The sequence below is a fragment of the Paenibacillus plantiphilus genome, from assembly GCF_927798095.1.
Classification (GTDB): domain Bacteria; phylum Bacillota; class Bacilli; order Paenibacillales; family Paenibacillaceae; genus Paenibacillus_Z; species Paenibacillus_Z plantiphilus.
In genome coordinates, this window is the sequence record NZ_CAKMMF010000016.1 from 116,059 (window position 1) to 132,534 (window position 16,476).

General features: G+C 49.4%; 13 protein-coding genes, 11 tRNA genes and 1 rRNA gene. 2 read left to right on the forward strand and 23 right to left on the reverse strand.

The features are described from left to right. Positions 1 to 126: 126 nt before the first annotated feature. The 9 genes from L6H65_RS15185 to L6H65_RS15225 form a co-directional block, all read right to left on the reverse strand. Complete coding sequence (locus L6H65_RS15185; protein WP_236343467.1) at positions 127 to 756, reverse strand: zf-HC2 domain-containing protein; 630 nt, start codon at positions 754 to 756, stop codon at positions 127 to 129. Between the two features lie 222 nt (positions 757 to 978). Then, complete coding sequence (gene sigW / locus L6H65_RS15190; RefSeq protein ID WP_371877701.1) at positions 979 to 1,536, reverse strand: RNA polymerase sigma factor SigW; 558 nt, start codon at positions 1,534 to 1,536, stop codon at positions 979 to 981. Positions 1,537 to 1,938: 402 nt separating this feature from the next. After that, positions 1,939 to 4,743 (reverse strand): phosphoenolpyruvate carboxylase, encoded by a 2,805-nt coding sequence (gene ppc, locus L6H65_RS15195; RefSeq protein ID WP_236343451.1) that lies wholly within the window; start codon positions 4,741 to 4,743, stop codon positions 1,939 to 1,941. A gap of 281 nt (positions 4,744 to 5,024) precedes the next feature. Continuing rightward, positions 5,025 to 5,098: transfer RNA gene (locus tag L6H65_RS15200), tRNA-Gly, on the reverse strand. Between the two features lie 8 nt (positions 5,099 to 5,106). Next, positions 5,107 to 5,183 (reverse strand) — tRNA-Pro (locus L6H65_RS15205). Between the two features lie 27 nt (positions 5,184 to 5,210). After that, a tRNA-Arg gene (locus L6H65_RS15210) sits at positions 5,211 to 5,287 on the reverse strand. A gap of 3 nt (positions 5,288 to 5,290) precedes the next feature. Next, positions 5,291 to 5,365 (reverse strand) — tRNA-Gly (locus L6H65_RS15215). Positions 5,366 to 5,553: 188 nt separating this feature from the next. Then, a complete protein-coding gene (locus tag L6H65_RS15220; protein WP_236343452.1) occupies positions 5,554 to 6,363 on the reverse strand; it encodes a (2Fe-2S)-binding protein in 810 nt (269 codons plus the stop codon). Positions 6,364 to 6,485: 122 nt separating this feature from the next. Next, on the reverse strand, positions 6,486 to 7,394 hold the full coding sequence (locus L6H65_RS15225; RefSeq protein ID WP_236343453.1) for a LysR family transcriptional regulator: 909 nt from the start codon (positions 7,392 to 7,394) through the stop codon (positions 6,486 to 6,488). A 121-nt stretch (positions 7,395 to 7,515) separates the two neighbouring features. Here L6H65_RS15225 and L6H65_RS15230 point away from each other — a divergent pair, with 121 nt between their 5' ends. Then, positions 7,516 to 8,181: a DJ-1/PfpI family protein gene (locus L6H65_RS15230; protein WP_236343454.1), complete on the forward strand. Its 666-nt coding sequence runs from the start codon at positions 7,516 to 7,518 to the stop codon at positions 8,179 to 8,181. An 83-nt stretch (positions 8,182 to 8,264) separates the two neighbouring features. On the opposite strand, the gene L6H65_RS15235 is transcribed toward L6H65_RS15230, so the two are convergent. The 6 genes from L6H65_RS15235 to L6H65_RS15260 are packed head-to-tail and all read right to left on the reverse strand — an operon-like array spanning position 8,265 to position 14,015. Continuing rightward, on the reverse strand, positions 8,265 to 8,939 hold the full coding sequence (locus tag L6H65_RS15235) for an ATP-binding cassette domain-containing protein (RefSeq protein WP_236343455.1): 675 nt from the start codon (positions 8,937 to 8,939) through the stop codon (positions 8,265 to 8,267). Continuing rightward, positions 8,929 to 9,873, reverse strand: a complete 945-nt coding sequence (locus L6H65_RS15240) for a hypothetical protein (RefSeq protein ID WP_236343456.1) — start codon at positions 9,871 to 9,873, stop codon at positions 8,929 to 8,931. The genes L6H65_RS15235 and L6H65_RS15240 overlap by 11 nt, the downstream gene beginning before the upstream one ends. Then, on the reverse strand, positions 9,863 to 10,450 hold the full coding sequence (locus L6H65_RS15245) for an RNA polymerase sigma factor (protein WP_236343457.1): 588 nt from the start codon (positions 10,448 to 10,450) through the stop codon (positions 9,863 to 9,865). Before L6H65_RS15245 ends, L6H65_RS15240 begins: the two co-directional genes overlap by 11 nt. Before the next feature lie 10 nt (positions 10,451 to 10,460). Then, complete coding sequence (locus tag L6H65_RS15250) at positions 10,461 to 11,120, reverse strand: hypothetical protein (RefSeq protein WP_236343458.1); 660 nt, start codon at positions 11,118 to 11,120, stop codon at positions 10,461 to 10,463. A gap of 5 nt (positions 11,121 to 11,125) precedes the next feature. After that, the gene (locus L6H65_RS15255) at positions 11,126 to 13,144 is read right to left on the reverse strand and encodes a M1 aminopeptidase family protein (protein WP_236343459.1); all 2,019 of its coding nucleotides are present in this window, start codon (positions 13,142 to 13,144) and stop codon (positions 11,126 to 11,128) included. After that, positions 13,137 to 14,015: an ABC transporter ATP-binding protein gene (locus tag L6H65_RS15260; RefSeq protein ID WP_236343460.1), complete on the reverse strand. Its 879-nt coding sequence runs from the start codon at positions 14,013 to 14,015 to the stop codon at positions 13,137 to 13,139. The genes L6H65_RS15255 and L6H65_RS15260 overlap by 8 nt, the downstream gene beginning before the upstream one ends. Before the next feature lie 504 nt (positions 14,016 to 14,519). Between L6H65_RS15260 and L6H65_RS15265 the strand changes: the two genes are divergently transcribed. After that, entirely contained in the window at positions 14,520 to 15,287 is a 768-nt protein-coding gene (locus tag L6H65_RS15265) for a CBM21 domain-containing protein (RefSeq protein ID WP_236343461.1), read from the forward strand. Positions 15,288 to 15,585: 298 nt separating this feature from the next. Here the strand turns inward: L6H65_RS15265 and L6H65_RS15270 are convergent. The 8 genes from L6H65_RS15270 to L6H65_RS15305 form a co-directional block, all read right to left on the reverse strand. Next, a tRNA-Leu gene (locus L6H65_RS15270) sits at positions 15,586 to 15,665 on the reverse strand. A gap of 34 nt (positions 15,666 to 15,699) precedes the next feature. Beyond that, positions 15,700 to 15,775 (reverse strand) — tRNA-Lys (locus L6H65_RS15275). Positions 15,776 to 15,786: 11 nt separating this feature from the next. After that, positions 15,787 to 15,861: transfer RNA gene (locus L6H65_RS15280), tRNA-Gln, on the reverse strand. 6 nt (positions 15,862 to 15,867) lie between these two features. After that, positions 15,868 to 15,943, reverse strand: a tRNA-Val gene (locus L6H65_RS15285). Positions 15,944 to 16,014: 71 nt separating this feature from the next. Next, a tRNA-Glu gene (locus L6H65_RS15290) sits at positions 16,015 to 16,089 on the reverse strand. Positions 16,090 to 16,098: 9 nt separating this feature from the next. Next, positions 16,099 to 16,174, reverse strand: a tRNA-Thr gene (locus tag L6H65_RS15295). Between the two features lie 4 nt (positions 16,175 to 16,178). Next, positions 16,179 to 16,254: transfer RNA gene (locus L6H65_RS15300), tRNA-Asn, on the reverse strand. 102 nt (positions 16,255 to 16,356) lie between these two features. Further along, positions 16,357 to 16,476: ribosomal RNA gene (locus tag L6H65_RS15305) — 23S ribosomal RNA — on the reverse strand; the annotation flags it as partial.

Consider the following 16,476-nt stretch of genomic DNA (forward strand, 5'->3'; position numbering starts at 1 on the left):
AACAACCACTTGCATAGCTGCTTCTACTTCTAATATCGGATTCATAACCTTATTCTTTTCTAGAAAGGGGAAAGCAAATCCTTTTTTTTTTACAAAAAAGCCTCCCGCTTCAGGGAGGCTGCTTCATTAATAAGCCAAACTGCTGAACGAGTGCGTAACTTTGTACCAGAACCAGTCAAGCGCCTGATCAATCGTTTTCACTTGTCCCGAAATATGTGCGGTTGAGGCTTGATACAACGAGCCTTCAATTACCGTGACATTGCCTTCAACATCTCCGAGCACGTTAGCCTTCCCGTTCTCCACCGTCAAGTCGCCCTTCACATGGACGCCCTGCGGGACTGTAACGGTATCCCCATCAATAACCAGCTGCGTTAGATCATTGCCGCGAACCGTTAATTGATCGTCCTGCTCCCACATCGCAATGAAGCTGGAGAACATGACAATGGCGAAAACCGCCGCAACCGTGATGGCCGGATGATTGCGAAGCCATCGTGTCCAGCCCATCGTTTTCCGGCGCCGCACCGGAAGTCCGCTCAGGATTCGCTGTGTCCGCACAGCGGATTCACTCGTTTCCACCACTCCGCTGCGCATATCCAGCGCATTGTGGATGAGTGCTTCAGTCCGCTCAAGCTGATCGAACCTTGCGCGACACTCAGGGCAAGCAATCAGATGCGCCTTGAGGCTCGCTACGTCCTCACGAATTAATTCACCGTCCAAGTAATCATGCATACTAACGATGGCGACGTTGCAATTCATAGCAGCCATTCCTTTCTTCCTCTAGATGAAACTTGCCTAAGCACATCCGAGTCTGTTGATATCCTTACTGCGACCTTACACATTTGCACAAGCTGGACCCAGCCATAGCTATATACGTTACGTATGGAGTACGATGATGTTTCATTTTTTCGCGAAAATATTATTGCGATCGACGTTAACTGCTCTCTGCGCCTTCTACTTGCGTGCTGCAATACTTTCAATCTACAGCTTGTGCTCAAGCTTCTTGCGTAGAAACTCCCGGCCGCGATGCACTCTCGTCTTAACTGTCGTTACCGGCAGCTCCAGCACATCGCCGATCTCCTGCAGTGACATATCCTGCAAATATCGCAGCACCATCACCGACTTGTATTTCGCCGGAAGCGTCTCGATTGCGTTATGTATAATGCGCTGCGTATCCGATAGCATGAGCTCGCTCTCCGGTGTTCGGTCATCGCTTGGAATCATCGAATAGCCGTCAATGCCGTCATGGTCGCCCGTTTCCGCATCAAGCGAGAAGCTCGGCTTTCTTTTTCTCAGCCGATCAATACACAGATTTGTTGCGATTCGGTAAATCCATGTGGAGAATTTCATCGTATCGTCATAGCGGTCAAGGTTCTTGTAGACACGCAGAAAAGTCTCCTGCACGACATCCTCCGCTTCCTGGCGATTGTACAGCATCCGATATGACATATAATAAAGCTTGTCCTGATATAGCCCAACGATCTCGGCGAACGCATGCTGATCGCCCTTCAGAGCCATGCGCGCTAAGCGCGCCTCCATTGATTTCACCGATTTTCCTCCAGACCCACCAAACGCCCTTCTTTCTCACCGGTTGGCAGCTCGGCAGCAATTCCTGCGAGAATATGCGCGATGCCTGCCATTAGCCACTCCCTATAATATGCTCATTCACGATAAGTACCTCTGCAAAAGCAGCAGCTAACAAAATGGTAATCCAAGTAATCTGAAAAAGCAACACAATCGCAAGTGGAGCATCCCATCCGGCCTCTCCAGTCGGATATTCCAGCGCAGCTTGGCGTTTGTGCTGTCACTTGGCGACTTCTATTGTGCGGACCTGCAGCTCCATTCAATAAAAAAGCTGGATACAACGCACGGACAACCGTCCGCCGGGTATCCAGCCTTCTTAACGCGAAGCGCACTGCTTGCTGCGCTTATATGAAACAATCAGCCTGTATTGCGCAGACCTGCTGCAATGCCGTTAATCGTCAGCAGCACCTCGCGAAGCAGCTCGGGATCATCCTCTTCACGGGAGCGCAGCTCACGAAGCTCTGCCAGCAGCTGCACCTGCATATAGCTGAGCGGATCGACATACGGATTGCGCAGTCGTATCGATTCTTGAATGACAGGAACATTATCCAGTATCTCATCTTGACCCGTAATTTGCAGAATAATTGCTGAGGTACGGGCATATTCCTCTTCGATCAGAGTAAATATCCGATCGCGGATCGTCTTATCTGTAATCATGCCGGCATATTCCTTGGCAATGACCAAATCAGCCTTGGCAAGCGCCATCTGCAGGTTGTCAATTAGTGAAGTGAAGAATGGGAATTTCGCATACATGACACGAAGCGTCTCCAGCTTCTTCTCATCTCCCTGAATATAGTCCTGCATCGCCGTGCCTGCAGCGTACCATGCTGGCAGCAGATAACGGCTTTGCGTCCAGGCGAATACCCAAGGTATTGCACGCAGATCCTCGAACCGGTCGCTGCCCTTCCGCTTGGAAGGACGGGAGCCGATGTTCAGCTCGCCAACCTCAGGAAGCGGCGTTGATTCTTTGAAGAACGTCATGAAATCCGGGTCGCGGAAAATCAGATCCTGATACTTCTCCAATGCCGTTTCCGAGATTCCTTTCGCGATGGTATCCCACTCCGCTTCCTCAACCGCCTCTTGCTGCGGATATTGAGCCAGACGCGCTGCGGTAATAAGCGCCCATGTCGCCTGCTCCAGACTGCGGTAAGCGATGCCTTGCATCGAATAGCGCGAGGAGAGAACCTCTCCTTGCTCCGTAATTTTAATGCCTGCGCCGACTGTGTGAGGCGGCTGGGCGAGAATGCTGCGATTCAGCGGCATACCGCCGCGGCCAAGCGCCCCGCCGCGGCCATGGAAGAACTTCAGCTTCACATCGAACTTCTTCGCGGCACGTGTAATATCATTAAGCGCTACACGCAGCTCCCAGTTCGCGGTCACTACGCCGCCGTCTTTGTTGCTGTCTGAGTAACCCAGCATAATTTCGTGCATATTTCCCAGCACCTCAACCGCTTGGCGGTAGATCGGAAGCTGGAAGAGCGTCTCCATAATAGCCGGCGCTGCATGGAGGTCATCGATCGTTTCGAACAGCGGTACCGCTTGAAGCGTACAGCGGACAACCCCATTCGTTTCCTTGCGGAACAATCCGACCTCCTTGGCGAATACCATAACCTCCAGCATATCGCTGGCGCCCTCTGTCATACTGATCAGGTAGCTGGAAATACAGTGCACACCGAACTCCTGCTGAGCGCGATAGATCGTATGGTAGACATCCAGGCATTCACGCGTGCTCTCCGAATAGTCAAAATGCGGTGACGTCAGCGGACGCGGATCATTCATCAAGCGGTGAAGCAAATCTATTTTATCCGTTTCGGACAAGGAAGCATAATCTTCCACAATATTCATATGCGCGAGAATTTCCGTCATCGCGTTCTCATGCTCTTGGCTATGCTGTCTAACGTCCAGTGCCGCAAGGTGGAAGCCGAACAGCTCCACTTGACGAATCAGCTTGCGGATGTGCGTATCCGCGACATAGTCCGCAAAGTGATAACGCAAACTTCTGTCGATGACAAACAGATCCTCTCTAAGCTCATCTGGACTGTTATAGCGATTTGGAGAGCCCTTAAGCGATTCATCGAGCGAATTCGCCAGCTTCTCCAGCATATAGCCGAGCTTGATCCGGTAAGGCTCCTTCTCATTGCGCCAAATATCGACACAGCGAACCTCAATGAGCGTACGATCATTCTTCAACGAACGAAGCAGCTCATCCGACACATTTACGATATTCGTGCTGAAGCTAAGCAGCCCCATCAGTTCCTTCAATAAATCCTCATACTTCTTAAGCACGAGCTCACGCTGAAGCGTAAGCGTCTCCCAGGTGACCTTCGCCGTTACCGACGGATTGCCATCCCGGTCTCCGCCAATCCACGAGCCAAAGCGCAGATACGTAGGCACATGCCAGCGGTCGCCCGGATAATACTTATCCAAGCAGCGTTCCAGCTCTTCATACACACTAGGAAGCATCTCGAAAAGCGTTTCGTCGAAGTAATACATGCCATTGCGCACTTCATCAATAACAGTCGGCTTGCGGTCGCGCAGCTCGTCCGTCTGCCATAGCGTCAGCACCTCGTTAAGCAGCTTCTCACGCAGCTTCTCGCGTTCGCGATACGTAAGCGTCGGATTGTCCAGCTCCATCACATCATGCGCGAGGCGCTGATGAATGTCGAGAACCGCACGGCGGGTTGCTTCAGTAGGATGCGCCGTCATAACGAGCTCCAGCGAGATCCCTTCCAGCATCGTCCGCACCTCGTCGGAGGCAATGCCTTGCTCCTTCAGAACCTGAACAGCGCTCTCGATGGAGCCTGGTTGAACCGTCTCGCCTGCAGACCGCTCATAATCCCGTTTACGGCGGATACGATGGTTCTGTTCTGCAATATTAACCAATTGAAAATAAATAGCGAACGCCCGAATGACCTGATGGCGTTTCTCCGTATTGAGCGAATTAATGACGACCTTGAATTCCTCATACAGCTCAGGAAGGAATTCAGCGCGCAGCGCCTTGCTCATCTCACGAATTCTCTCAACAATTTCAAGAAGCTCGTGCCCACCTTGGTGCACGAGTACATCCCCCAATATATTTCCCAGAAAACGAACGTCACGGCGCAGCAGATTGTTCGCTTGCGGCCGGCTCGTCACTAATGTCGATGCAGCTTGATCCGACATACTTATCCTCCTTAAGGTTTTGCTTCAGCAAAACCACTTCGTAAGCATAGACTTTGGTTTTGCTTCAGCACATCGTAGGCATAGACTTTGGTTTTGCTTCAACAAAACCACTTCGTAAGCAAAAACTTCACAACAAATTCACTTGTACCCCTTCGGACACAAAATCACTTTCTCCATCATACTACAAATCAGAGCATGGTTGAAGCTTTTGGAACTGGTTTTTTTAAGGAAGAAAAAAATAAAAAAAGCCTTGATATACAAGGCTTTGTCGCAGTTATAATTGGAGCGGGTGATGGGAATCGAACCCACGCTATTAGCTTGGAAGGCTAAAGTTCTACCATTGAACTACACCCGCAATAAATATGGTCGGGACGACACGATTTGAACATGCGACCCCCTGGTCCCAAACCAGGTGCTCTACCAAGCTGAGCTACGTCCCGAAGTTATAAACTGCAATGTTGTGTAAATGGCGTGCCCTGAGAGATTCGAACTCCCGGCCTTTTGATTCGTAGTCAAACGCTCTATCCAGCTGAGCTAAGGGCACGTATGGAGCGGAAGACGGGAATCGAACCCGCGACCCTCGCCTTGGCAAGGCGATGCTCTACCGCTGAGCCACTTCCGCATTTGTCAGCGCCGTTTGTTCGGAGCGACAAGTAATAATATATCACCATCCTCAACAGAATGCAAATGTTTTTTTGAAAAAAAACTATTCAGAATATTCCACGCTATTCCAGACCCCTTTTTCCTCTCCAATTGCAGAAAAAAAAGCCCCGCATAACCGCTATGCCGGGCTTCACAACAGGCCTTCATTCAGCTCTTGGCAGCCTTCGCTGCAAGCTCTCTGCCTTTCTCCAACCGCTGCGACTCCGACAGCTTCGGACACGTGTAGCAATAGCCATGTCCCTCGGTCAAATAAGCGAGACAGCACGATGCCTTTAGCGGAATCATCTCCTGCTTGTTGCGCGGATTCTCCACCAGACGGAATTTGACCGCCAGCGGATTCCTTGACCGACCGAACACATCGCCCTTCATCTCCTGCATCACATAACGATAATCCGCTTCCACTTGGGAGAACGCAGACGAGCCCTCGCCAAGCACTTCGAGCTGGCGCTCCCTGTAATAATACATGCCGCTTGCCATTAACGCCCACAGCTGTGCGCTATGCACGCCAGTCGCACCGGACACCGCATCGATGAGTGGCCGCAACGTTTTCGAATACAAATCATTCATCAGGTTATCCCGCCATGCCGCACGGTCTGTTGATGGCCCAGATACAATTGCCGCATCAACAGGATGGAAGGCAAAGCTCATCCGCCCGTCCCTCTCCGAAACCAGGAGTGTCCAGTTCCCAATAGACCAATCCAATGCCGCGTCATGAACAGACATCAGCAGCTGTGCCGTAATACTCATTCCCCGAAGCCATGAAGCGAAATAAGTCGCAGCAGGCGTAATATCGGAGGCTTTCAAAATTCCCGCATAGGTTTCCATCAGATTGCGTATAGTCTCGGGTTTCGTCAGCTCCACAAAAGAATATTCCACCATCGGCTGCTCTGGTCGTTTGAATGCAACAGCATACTGCTCCTCAATGAATGGAATATCGATTAACATGTTCGTACTCATCTCTATGCACCTGCCTCAGCTCCCGGAGGAGTCTGTTCTATTCTTGATAATCATTCTCATATTTCATGATAACGATTCTCATTCTTGACGTCAAGAAAAGAAAGCATTTGACGGCAGCCCCTTCACATATCCGCCTCAGCCTCAGCAGGGCCAAACCACCCGATGAGCGCATCGCGGAAGCGCGTGGCAGCCCCTCCGAGCTCACGATCACGGTGCATGATCAGCCCATGCTGAAGGGGGTAACGGCTATCAAGCGGCAATGCGCAGAGCTCTCCTCGCTCCAACTCGTCCCGAATGGCCGAAATCGGCAGCATAGCCACCCCCATCCCCTCAGCCACCATCTGCTTAATCATCTCCAGACTGGCGAATTCCAGCTGATCAACGGGTCCCATGCCAAGCCGGGCAAGCGCCTGAGCAGCGGCCGTATGATACAGACATCTTCCCCCGAACGAAATAACCGTTTCCCGCTCCAGCCAGCTATAATCCGTATGAGAAGCTTCCGCCAATCGCCTTGGCGCTGCACAAACAAGCTCATCCGCCACTAAAGGATAATAGAGCAGCCGCTCATCATCCGGCTTGCTCGGCACAATGCCGAAATCGAGCCGATGCCGAAGCAGCTCATCGATTATATCTTGTTGAAACCCTGTCTCCATACGAATCTTAATGCGGGGGTAGTCTAGCAGAAACTGCTGGAAGAACGAAGGGATATGGGTCACGCAAAAGGATTCCAGAAGGCGAATACGCACCTCCCCGTCCATCTCTCCGGAACCAAACATCGCCTCCTGCATCACTTCGCCCAACTGGACAAAACGGTAAAAGAACGGCGCAGCTTTAATGCCTGCGGCAGTCGGCTCGACCCCTCTGGGCAACCGCTCGAACAGCTTCCCTCCGAAAGCATCCTCCAGCGTCTTTAACTGGAACGTTACGGTTGATTGCACATAACCGAGACGATCGGCTGCCCTGCTTATGCTTCTCTCTTCCCACACCGCGATAAAGGTCTGTACAATGCGGCCATCAAGCTTATCAATCATTTCCATCCCCCGATATCGAATTATTAAATGTTTATTATCATATCTATTCATTATTGTAATGTCAATCTTTCTGCTATCGTAATAGCATGAGGTTCATCATACAGAAGGAGATGGTGTTAAGATGACATTCAAACAAGGTTTTCGACTCGGTATTTATGTATTCAAGGACGCGGAAATTATCGACTATGCAGCGCCTTACGGGGTATTTTCCGTAGCAAGAAGGTTGGACCCTGCTCTGGATGCCTTCCTGATCAGTGATGCAATGAGACCTGTACAAACACAGGCAGGGCTTACAGTTGTGCCTAATTATTCCTTTAACGATTTGCCGGATATGGATGCATTTCTGATCCCTGGCGGATTCGGCACAAGACAGGAGATGTACAACGGCAAATTGCATACCTACATTAAAGCACTTCCCTCCACATGCTTGCTTACAAGTGTATGTACAGGCTCGTGGATATTCGGCGCAATGGGACTGCTGGATGGATTGCCTGCAACCAACCGCAAGGAGCCGGATCGTCTGGAGGCATCGGGAATGGGGATGGTTCCTATTGATCGCTTAGCCGAAATTGCTCCTGCCTGCCGAATATCCCAAGCGAGAATCGTCGATGCAGGGCGCATTGTTACAGCAGGCGGAATTGCATCGGGCATGGAAATGGGCCTTCATCTGCTGAGGAGAGCAGGCTATGCTGAGAGCTTTATTGATGATGTCGCTAGAACGATGGAATATACAGCGGCCTATGAGCAGTATAAGCATGACATCGAATACGGCGGAACAACTCAATAACAGCAGTCATTTCCCTCTCTTCATGCAAAAGAAGAGCAGCCTTCCGAATACGGGCATTGCCCGTGGCTCAGATGCTGCTCTCCCTACCATTCATAATCTGCCGTTATTGCTTCCAGCTTCCCATCTGCAAGCGTGATTATACGATCGTATTCCTCGTTCATCTCTTCCGTAATATGACTGGAAACAAGCACAACAGACCGCTGCGCGGCCTCCGCCAGCATATCCAGCAGCCCCCTGCGCATTCTTATGTCCAGACTTGCGAAGGGCTCATCGAGAAAGAGAAATGCCGGGGCTCCAAGGAAGGCTTGAGCAATCATGGCGAGCCGCTGTTGACCGACAGACAGCTGGCCTAATTTCTTATGAAGAACAGGCCTAATATCAAGCCATTCGCTCATCTGCCGTATTACAGCTCTCACAGCAGCACGATCATCCAAACATTTGAGCCCGGCAATATATTGCAAATAGTCCAGAACGGTCAAATGCTCATAGATCGAAATCTGCTGAGGTACATAACCCGTAAGTCGTCTTGCTTCGAAACCATGCAGCTGGATCCCGTTTATCTCATACACAATTTCTCCTCTGCCAGGCTTCCATACCTGAGCAAGGAGCTCCATCAGGGCACTCTTGCCCGCTCCATTCGCACCGATTAGCCCCGTCAGTCCGGGATAAAGCTTCATATTGATCGGTCCAAGCTCAAGCTCTCTCGCAGACGAATCACTGGAAGATCGTCCCATTACACCCTCCAGCCTAATTGCCATTGGACACAGCCAGCCTTCCGCTTAACTTCAACCAACGGATTCTCAACCATAGCAAACCTGTGAGAAGCAGAATAAGCAGAACGCCGATCACCTTGCTCTCCATCCAATAGCCGCTTGTCTCTGAGCTGAAAATATAAAACATGCCCAGATGCTTATTCAGCCAAAGCTGCACACTCCATACAAGGACTGACATGAATATGCCGGCATTGAGCCCCGCGTACAGCATCACAATAAGCGCTGACAGACAAGTTGCCCCTAGAGGGACTAACCAGCTAAAAACATAGGCGGCTATTCCCGAGCCAGTTCCTCCAACAAGAAACAGCGAGAGGCAGACGCCCAATATGGAGTTGTAAGCGACAATAATCGTTAATCGTCCAAAAATCAACAGCATAGGTGTAACAGGCAGCGACATCTCCAATCGGAACATCGGCGTTCCATAAGAACGGAATGCAAAGCATACACCCAAAGCCGCAAGCAATGGCGCGGTAAAAATAAACGGCTGAACAGCAGCTTCACTTCCAGCAGCCGTCTCTACGAGCAAACCAAGCACAAGAACAGTGGCGGAAGCAAGCCAGAACGGCCACTGAAAGAGCTTCAGCTGGGCTTGGATCATTTGCAGCATATGAAATGGCTTGCCGATACCTGCAGCAGGAGACGGCTCCTCTGCGGCATCCCAATGCCTGAGAAGTCCGGCGGCGAATTGGGCCGTGTCGTCAGTTGTAGGCGCTTCTATCGTGTACCGTGCCAGAATCCGCCGGAGCTCCGCCTCTTCTGAATCATGCAGCGTTTCAGCATTGCTTATGTCATCCTTACGCAGGATTTCATCACTACGGAGGATTTCATTATTGCGAGCTTCATCCTTACCGACTTCATGATTCCCCGCTTCGCCATTGGTTCTGGACAACATGCCGGGCCCCCTATCCTTACCGTTCATTTCCATTCGCCTCCTTTGCTGCATGACACTGCGCACTGCTTCGATCATCGCCAGACAGCATACGATTGAGCTGCTTGATACCGTAATAAAGTCTAGATTTAACCGTGCTAAGAGGAATGTCCAGAATATCGGCGATCTCCTCCAGCTTAAGCTCCTGATAGAATCGCAGAATCATCAAATGTCTGCGTTCAGCAGGCAGCTCGTTCAATGCCTGGATCACCAGCTCGCGATCGACCTGCTTCTCATAGATATGCGCTACATTATCCGGAGCCAGCACATGCAGCAGTCCTTCGTCGCTGACCAACTCCATGCGATTAACCGCCTTGCGCCAATGATCCCGGCACAAATTCGTGGCGATCTTGTACAGCCACGGCCTGAATTTCTCGGGGAGCCGTCCCTGCTTGACAGATGTGATGACACGTATAAAGCATTCCTGTGTCAAATCATCCGCCAGCGTGCGGGATTGAAGCAGTCGGAATAAATAAGCGCGTATCGCAGCGTGATAACGATATGCCAGCGTCTCCAATGCTGACGCATGCCCCCCGCTCAATTCCTTCAACAGCTCCTCATCCGTCATCTCCCCACCCCTAGCGTCTAATATAGTAAGACCTTCTCGCGAATACAAGCAGACTCAAAATCAGCGCCATAGCGCATAGAGCAAGCAGCATATTCCGATTCCAGACCAATGCCGCACTCTCCTCCTGGAATCCATCACTGAATAAATACAGCTCTCCTGTCATGATTCCGGTAGTTAACGTCTCCAGCACCCAATAGAACATTGGAACACCAAGTCCGATGACATCGCTTCTTCCGATCAAGCTCGACAGCATAGCCAAATGCCCCAGCCATAGGGCCGGAGGAAGGACATGATAGGTGAACGTCTGGAGAGGGATCGGAAGGACGCTGTAGTGAATAATCATGATTCCCGCCAAATAGAGCACTGCCAGCATGCCCATACCGAGCAAATACCTGTACAGCAGCAGCTTCCAGCTGCGGAATGGGAGCGACATCAGCCATCCCGACACTTCCGGCTCCAGCTCTTCCGCGAACAGCTGTGACATCACAAATATCGCAACGAGCGGAAACATATATTCATAGATTCTTTCGATATGGAGCAGCTCAGTCTTCTCGACGATTTGCCACGGTTCAAGCAGCAGCACTATCAATACCTGAAGCACGGCTATACCCGCAGCAGCCCATACAAGTGACGAGCTTACCAGCTTTAAATTCAACCCCAGCAGGCCCATTGCGATCACCCTTCTCCATTCAGAAGCGCGGCAATATCCGGAACGGCTGTCCCATTATAACTCAGCTTATTATATAAATCTCTGAGAAGCTGTTCAATTTCTTCTCCATTATGATTCTTAATATAGGAGATGATCGGCTCTATGAGCTCCTGATATTCAGAGGGAGGCTCTACTGAATAATCGTCTCCGTGCAGTCTCTTCATCAAATAAGCGGATAGCGCATGATTAAAAATACTTTCATTCTCCGGTCCTAGAGGAGCGGAGAATAAACCGTTCGATTCGACTAGAGTAGTAATCATCATGCTTACAACCTGATCCTCTGGATATAAGCCGTTAAACAAATAGCCTCTTATACGATAGTAGCCTGCTTGCGAGAAGCTATTGTCCCTCTCGTTGCTTTCAATCCAATCTAATGGAAGGAGAGTAGCTGCTTTATTCAATCCCTTCGGCTTGTACAGCTCTGCTATCATCCCATTGGCGCTGTGAAAGATGTCGATTTGCTTCCGCGCATAATCCTCGTCAACCAGTTCATTCACAATTGCTTTGGTGTAGTAGCCATCCGAGCTGACAGTCAGCTCCTTGAGCGCTCCACCCCATAGATTAAAGCTCATGTCATCTCTCGATTCAAAGGCTATCACCTGACGGCCGTCCTCGACCGTGCGTTCAACGATATCGAAATTACTGAATAATTTGATCCCATCCGGGTAAGTGACCGTCACGCTTCTTGGACTATACTGGCCGCTTGCCTCTTGAGGGTACCATTCGAAATCGCCCGGAAGGTTCACCTTCCACCCATTAGCCTCATGGATCGGAATCATCAGACTATCAGAAGTCAAATGATAATCCGCTATAGCTCCCTTGTATACAATCTCTACTTCCATCCCTTTGTCCAGATTCTTAGGCAGCTCAATATTGAGCTTATTTTCAGTGCGTTCGAACGTAAGGCTTCTATCGCCTGCTTTTACCGATTCCACCTCAAACAATGCATGAAGAGTCAAGCTCATCGTGGAGTCCGCATTGTTACTCCATGCATCTATATTTCCCATAGTCGCCCCGACACGAATACTGCCGCGTCCATAAGGCTCTATCGCCAGCTCATAATCAATACTCGGCTGCTGCGTCTTCAACACATTCTTATACTGAGAAGCGCGATCGGCTGCCATAACATAGCCTGCTTCTTTACTAAGCTCCGTTAGATCGGATTTCATAGCGACATGTCCGGTCAGGCAGCTGACTGCAGCCACAATGCTGAGTAAGCCCAATGCACTATTGCGGCGAATATCTGGCTCCTTTCTAATGCGGCTCACTGCAAATACGAACAGAAAGAACAGAGCAGCAGCCAGAAATAAATAGAAGCCTCTATGCAGCCAGAACGATAAATCCCGAGAAAAGCCCCATAGATCATTGAAGTAACCCATCGACTTGTAATCGAGCAATAAGAAATTTGGCAGCAATCTGGCGGGCTTCGGCAATTTAGGTACAATGAGAAGCAGACCACCATAAAAGTGAAGAAGGAACAGGACAAATCCGGCAAAATAACCGAAGCGGCTATGTAATAATCCGCCCAAGAGCCAGCCGAGTATGACCGCATACAGCACCGGGATTATCGTTGACATTAGAAACCAAACAGGATACAAGCTGGCCTCCGGAAATTGCGTCTGCCTTATCCATAGGTAGATAACGACAGGAGTCAATGCGAACAGAACGAACGGTATCGTAAAAACAATAATCTTCGCAGACCATCGCTTCACTGAGCTATAGGGCATGCTGCCAAGCAACTGATCGACCCCATTCATCCGATCTCTTCTTGCGCCGTACACGCCGGATAGAACAGCCAGAATAGATAGCGCCCCCATAAACATGAATTCAAATTGCTGAATGTAAAAGCCGAAGCTTTTATCTTCCTGATTGACCGAATGTACAAGCCAGGCATGAGACGCTCCAACGAATAGAAGCATCCATAAATAAACTCCCCGGACAGACAACCGCCATTCTGTAAGGAGATGTCCCCACCACTCACGCATGACTGCCACTTCCCGTCAGAAGGATATAAGCGTCTTCCAGGCCCGGCTGAGCAAGAACAGCGCCATGAAAGGGCGCGCTATCCGCAACCATGCGAATGTCATAGCCCTCTGCTGTTCTACGTCGACTGACGATACTGCTCTTATGTACCAGTGTGTGGACATCCTCCGCATGAATCTGACCGGTCCACACTTTCCCATTCACTTTCTCAATCAGACGCGGGATCGTTCCCTGATAGACGAGCTCACCTTGATTCATAACAGCAAGCCCGCTGCAGCTCGTTTCAATATCCGCGACAATGTGAGTGGACAGCAGAATCGTTCTCTCAAGGCCAAGCTCCTCAAGCAGATCACGGAACCGGATTCGCTCCTTGGGATCAAGTCCGGCCGTTGGCTCATCCACGATCATAACCTGCGGATCACCGATCAATGCTTGAGCAATGCCGATGCGCTGCTTCATGCCGCCGGAATACGTTTTAATCTTGCGTTTAGCCTTGTCCCCAAGGTTCACCTTCTCCAGCAGCTCACGAACCTTCAGGCGTCTGGCCACAGGGTCCTTCATGCCTTTAAGCAATGCAATATAGTTAAGGAACTCTTCTCCTGTGAGCTTCTCATACAGCCCCAGCTTCTGCGGCATATAACCAAGCAGCTGACGAATCTGATGGTTGTCCTTGCCAATGCGGTATGCCCCATACTCCACCTGTCCGCTAGTAGGAGACATAACTGTAGCCATAATCTGCATCAGTGTGCTTTTCCCTGCTCCGTTTGGCCCCAGCAATCCGAACAGCCCTTTTCCAATCGTCAGATTAATATCGTGCAGCGCGATACGTTCCTTCGCATATCGCTTGCTTAGTGCAGTAATTTTAATTTCCATCCCCATCAACACCGCCTCATTCATTTCTCTACTATTACGACGGCAGAATTCTTATTTAGTTTGAAGGGGTCCATAAAAAAATTCTGACAAACTTAGTTCTATGAACTCTAGCACTTAAACACAGGTGAATGTAACAGGAAGTAATCTGACGAATTATGTCGTATTCTAACTTTTTTTATAAATCTTGCATACTATTTACAGACAGTTTTTGTAAGAGATATAGTAGAGGCAGGAAACATTATTTTCTAGTCGTTTCCAATAATTATACAATTACAAAGGAGTGACGACTGAAGTAAATTATTTTGACGAGGTACGGTGCCCATTGTATTGTTCTCTACCTTTATTGGTCACTAATCCTTGAAGGGAGTGCTGCGAACTCTAGTGTAGGAGAAGAATCTGATTGCGCTCTTGGCAACGGAGTATTTAATCAATAAGACGTGATTGCTACTTTCCGATTGTTCAAGCTTATCATTCGAGCATACCAAAGAAGAGGAGAGATTATTAATGAAATCAATGAAAAAAATATTGTTCAGCATTATTATGCTTACACTCGTTTTCGGCGCTATTTTATCCAGTTCCGCATTCGCAGCAGGTAATGAAGTCAAGTTACTTGATTCAACGATTACCAAAGGCAGCTACGGTTTTGTTGGATTCAGAGGAGATATCGAGGTCGAGAATCTGGGACCTACAAAAACGGTACAGGTACATTACACGACAGACAATGTTAATTGGTATAATACCTATGCAAGTTATGTTGGTCCGACTGGCTCCACACATGAGAAATGGAGCTTCAGCATTTCGACCAACGCTTTCACAACGGATCATGCTGAATTGAAGGGTATGAGTTTCATTAAATTCGCCCTCCGTTACGATGTAAATGGCTCGACCTACTGGGACAACAATGGGTCGCTGGATTATTACAATACGTTTCCATTCGCTGGCACGATTTCAACTATTCTCGGCAAACCGAACGTCCTTAATTCCTTCGGTTACGCAACAAGTGGCGGTAGTTTCTACGGCAAAATCAACGTTAAAAATCTAGCTCCTACTAAAGTTGTTAAGGTTCTATATACAACGAATAACTGGGCTACTACACAGACTGGCTATGCTACCTTTGGTGCTTTCATCAACTATGCGAACGAAGTAGAATACTGGGATTTCAACTTCAGTGTGTCTGGAACATCCGTGAAATACAAAATTGAATATACGGTAGGCGGCTCCACTTATATCGATGATAATTATGGCTATAACTACACCGCTACCGTAATTTAAGCGAATATGCGTTAAAACTGAAGGCAGCGAAGAACCCTTGAATATATTCACGGGTTCTTCTTTCATTTGAATGCGCGTGGTATCGGACAGGATGGCAGCAATCGCATGGCACTGAAGCAGCTTGCCCTGTACTTCGCCTCGCCTATCTGACTATACTGCCGATTCTGATCACTGTTGCGTTGCCACGAGCATGAATCAAACGAAATAGTGCGGCGAGGAAGCTACCCGCTATTCACATATTGCATCACAAACAAAGAACTCTTAAGATCAATTGATCTTAAGAGTTCTTTGTTTGTGATGCGCGTAGAGGGACTTGAACCCCCACGGTTGCCCGCCAGATCCTAAGTCTGGTGCGTCTGCCAATTCCGCCATACGCGCGAAGTATGAAGTTCCATTTTCTTTTAGGTGAAAATGGTGAGCCATGTAGGATTCGAACCTACGACACCCTGATTAAAAGTCAGGTGCTCTACCAACTGAGCTAATGGCTCAAAATTATAAATGGCTGGGGATCTAGGATTCGAACCTAGGGATGACGGAGTCAAAGTCCGTTGCCTTACCGCTTGGCTAATCCCCATCGTCATGGTGGAGGCTGACGGGATCGAACCGCCGACCCTCTGCTTGTAAGGCAGATGCTCTCCCAGCTGAGCTAAGCCTCCATAAGTGAATAGTATGGTCTTCAAGAAGACGATCTATGCACATTAAGTACAGCTCACATTGAGAACATTATTGGTGACCCGTAGGGGATTCGAACCCCTGTTACCTCCGTGAAAGGGAGGTGTCTTAACCCCTTGACCAACGGGCCGCATTGTACTGGAGCTCTCAACCGGAATCGAACCGGTGACCTCATCCTTACCATGGATGCACTCTACCGACTGAGCTATGAGAGCGTGATGGCTCCCCGAACAGGACTCGAACCTGTGACAACTCGATTAACAGTCGAGTGCTCTACCAACTGAGCTATCAGGGAACGATACGGGCGAATTACACCCTGAAAACTGGATACGAAAGGTTTGCGTAAGAAACAATTAGCTGGTTTTGCTCTCTGGAAGGAACCCTTCCGAAAGCCATATAGGATAAGCCCTCGACCGATTAGTATTCGTCAGCTGCATGCATTGCTGCACTTCCACCCCGAACCTATCAACCTGGTCGTCTACCAGGGGTCTTACGAATTGGGAAATCTCATCTTGAG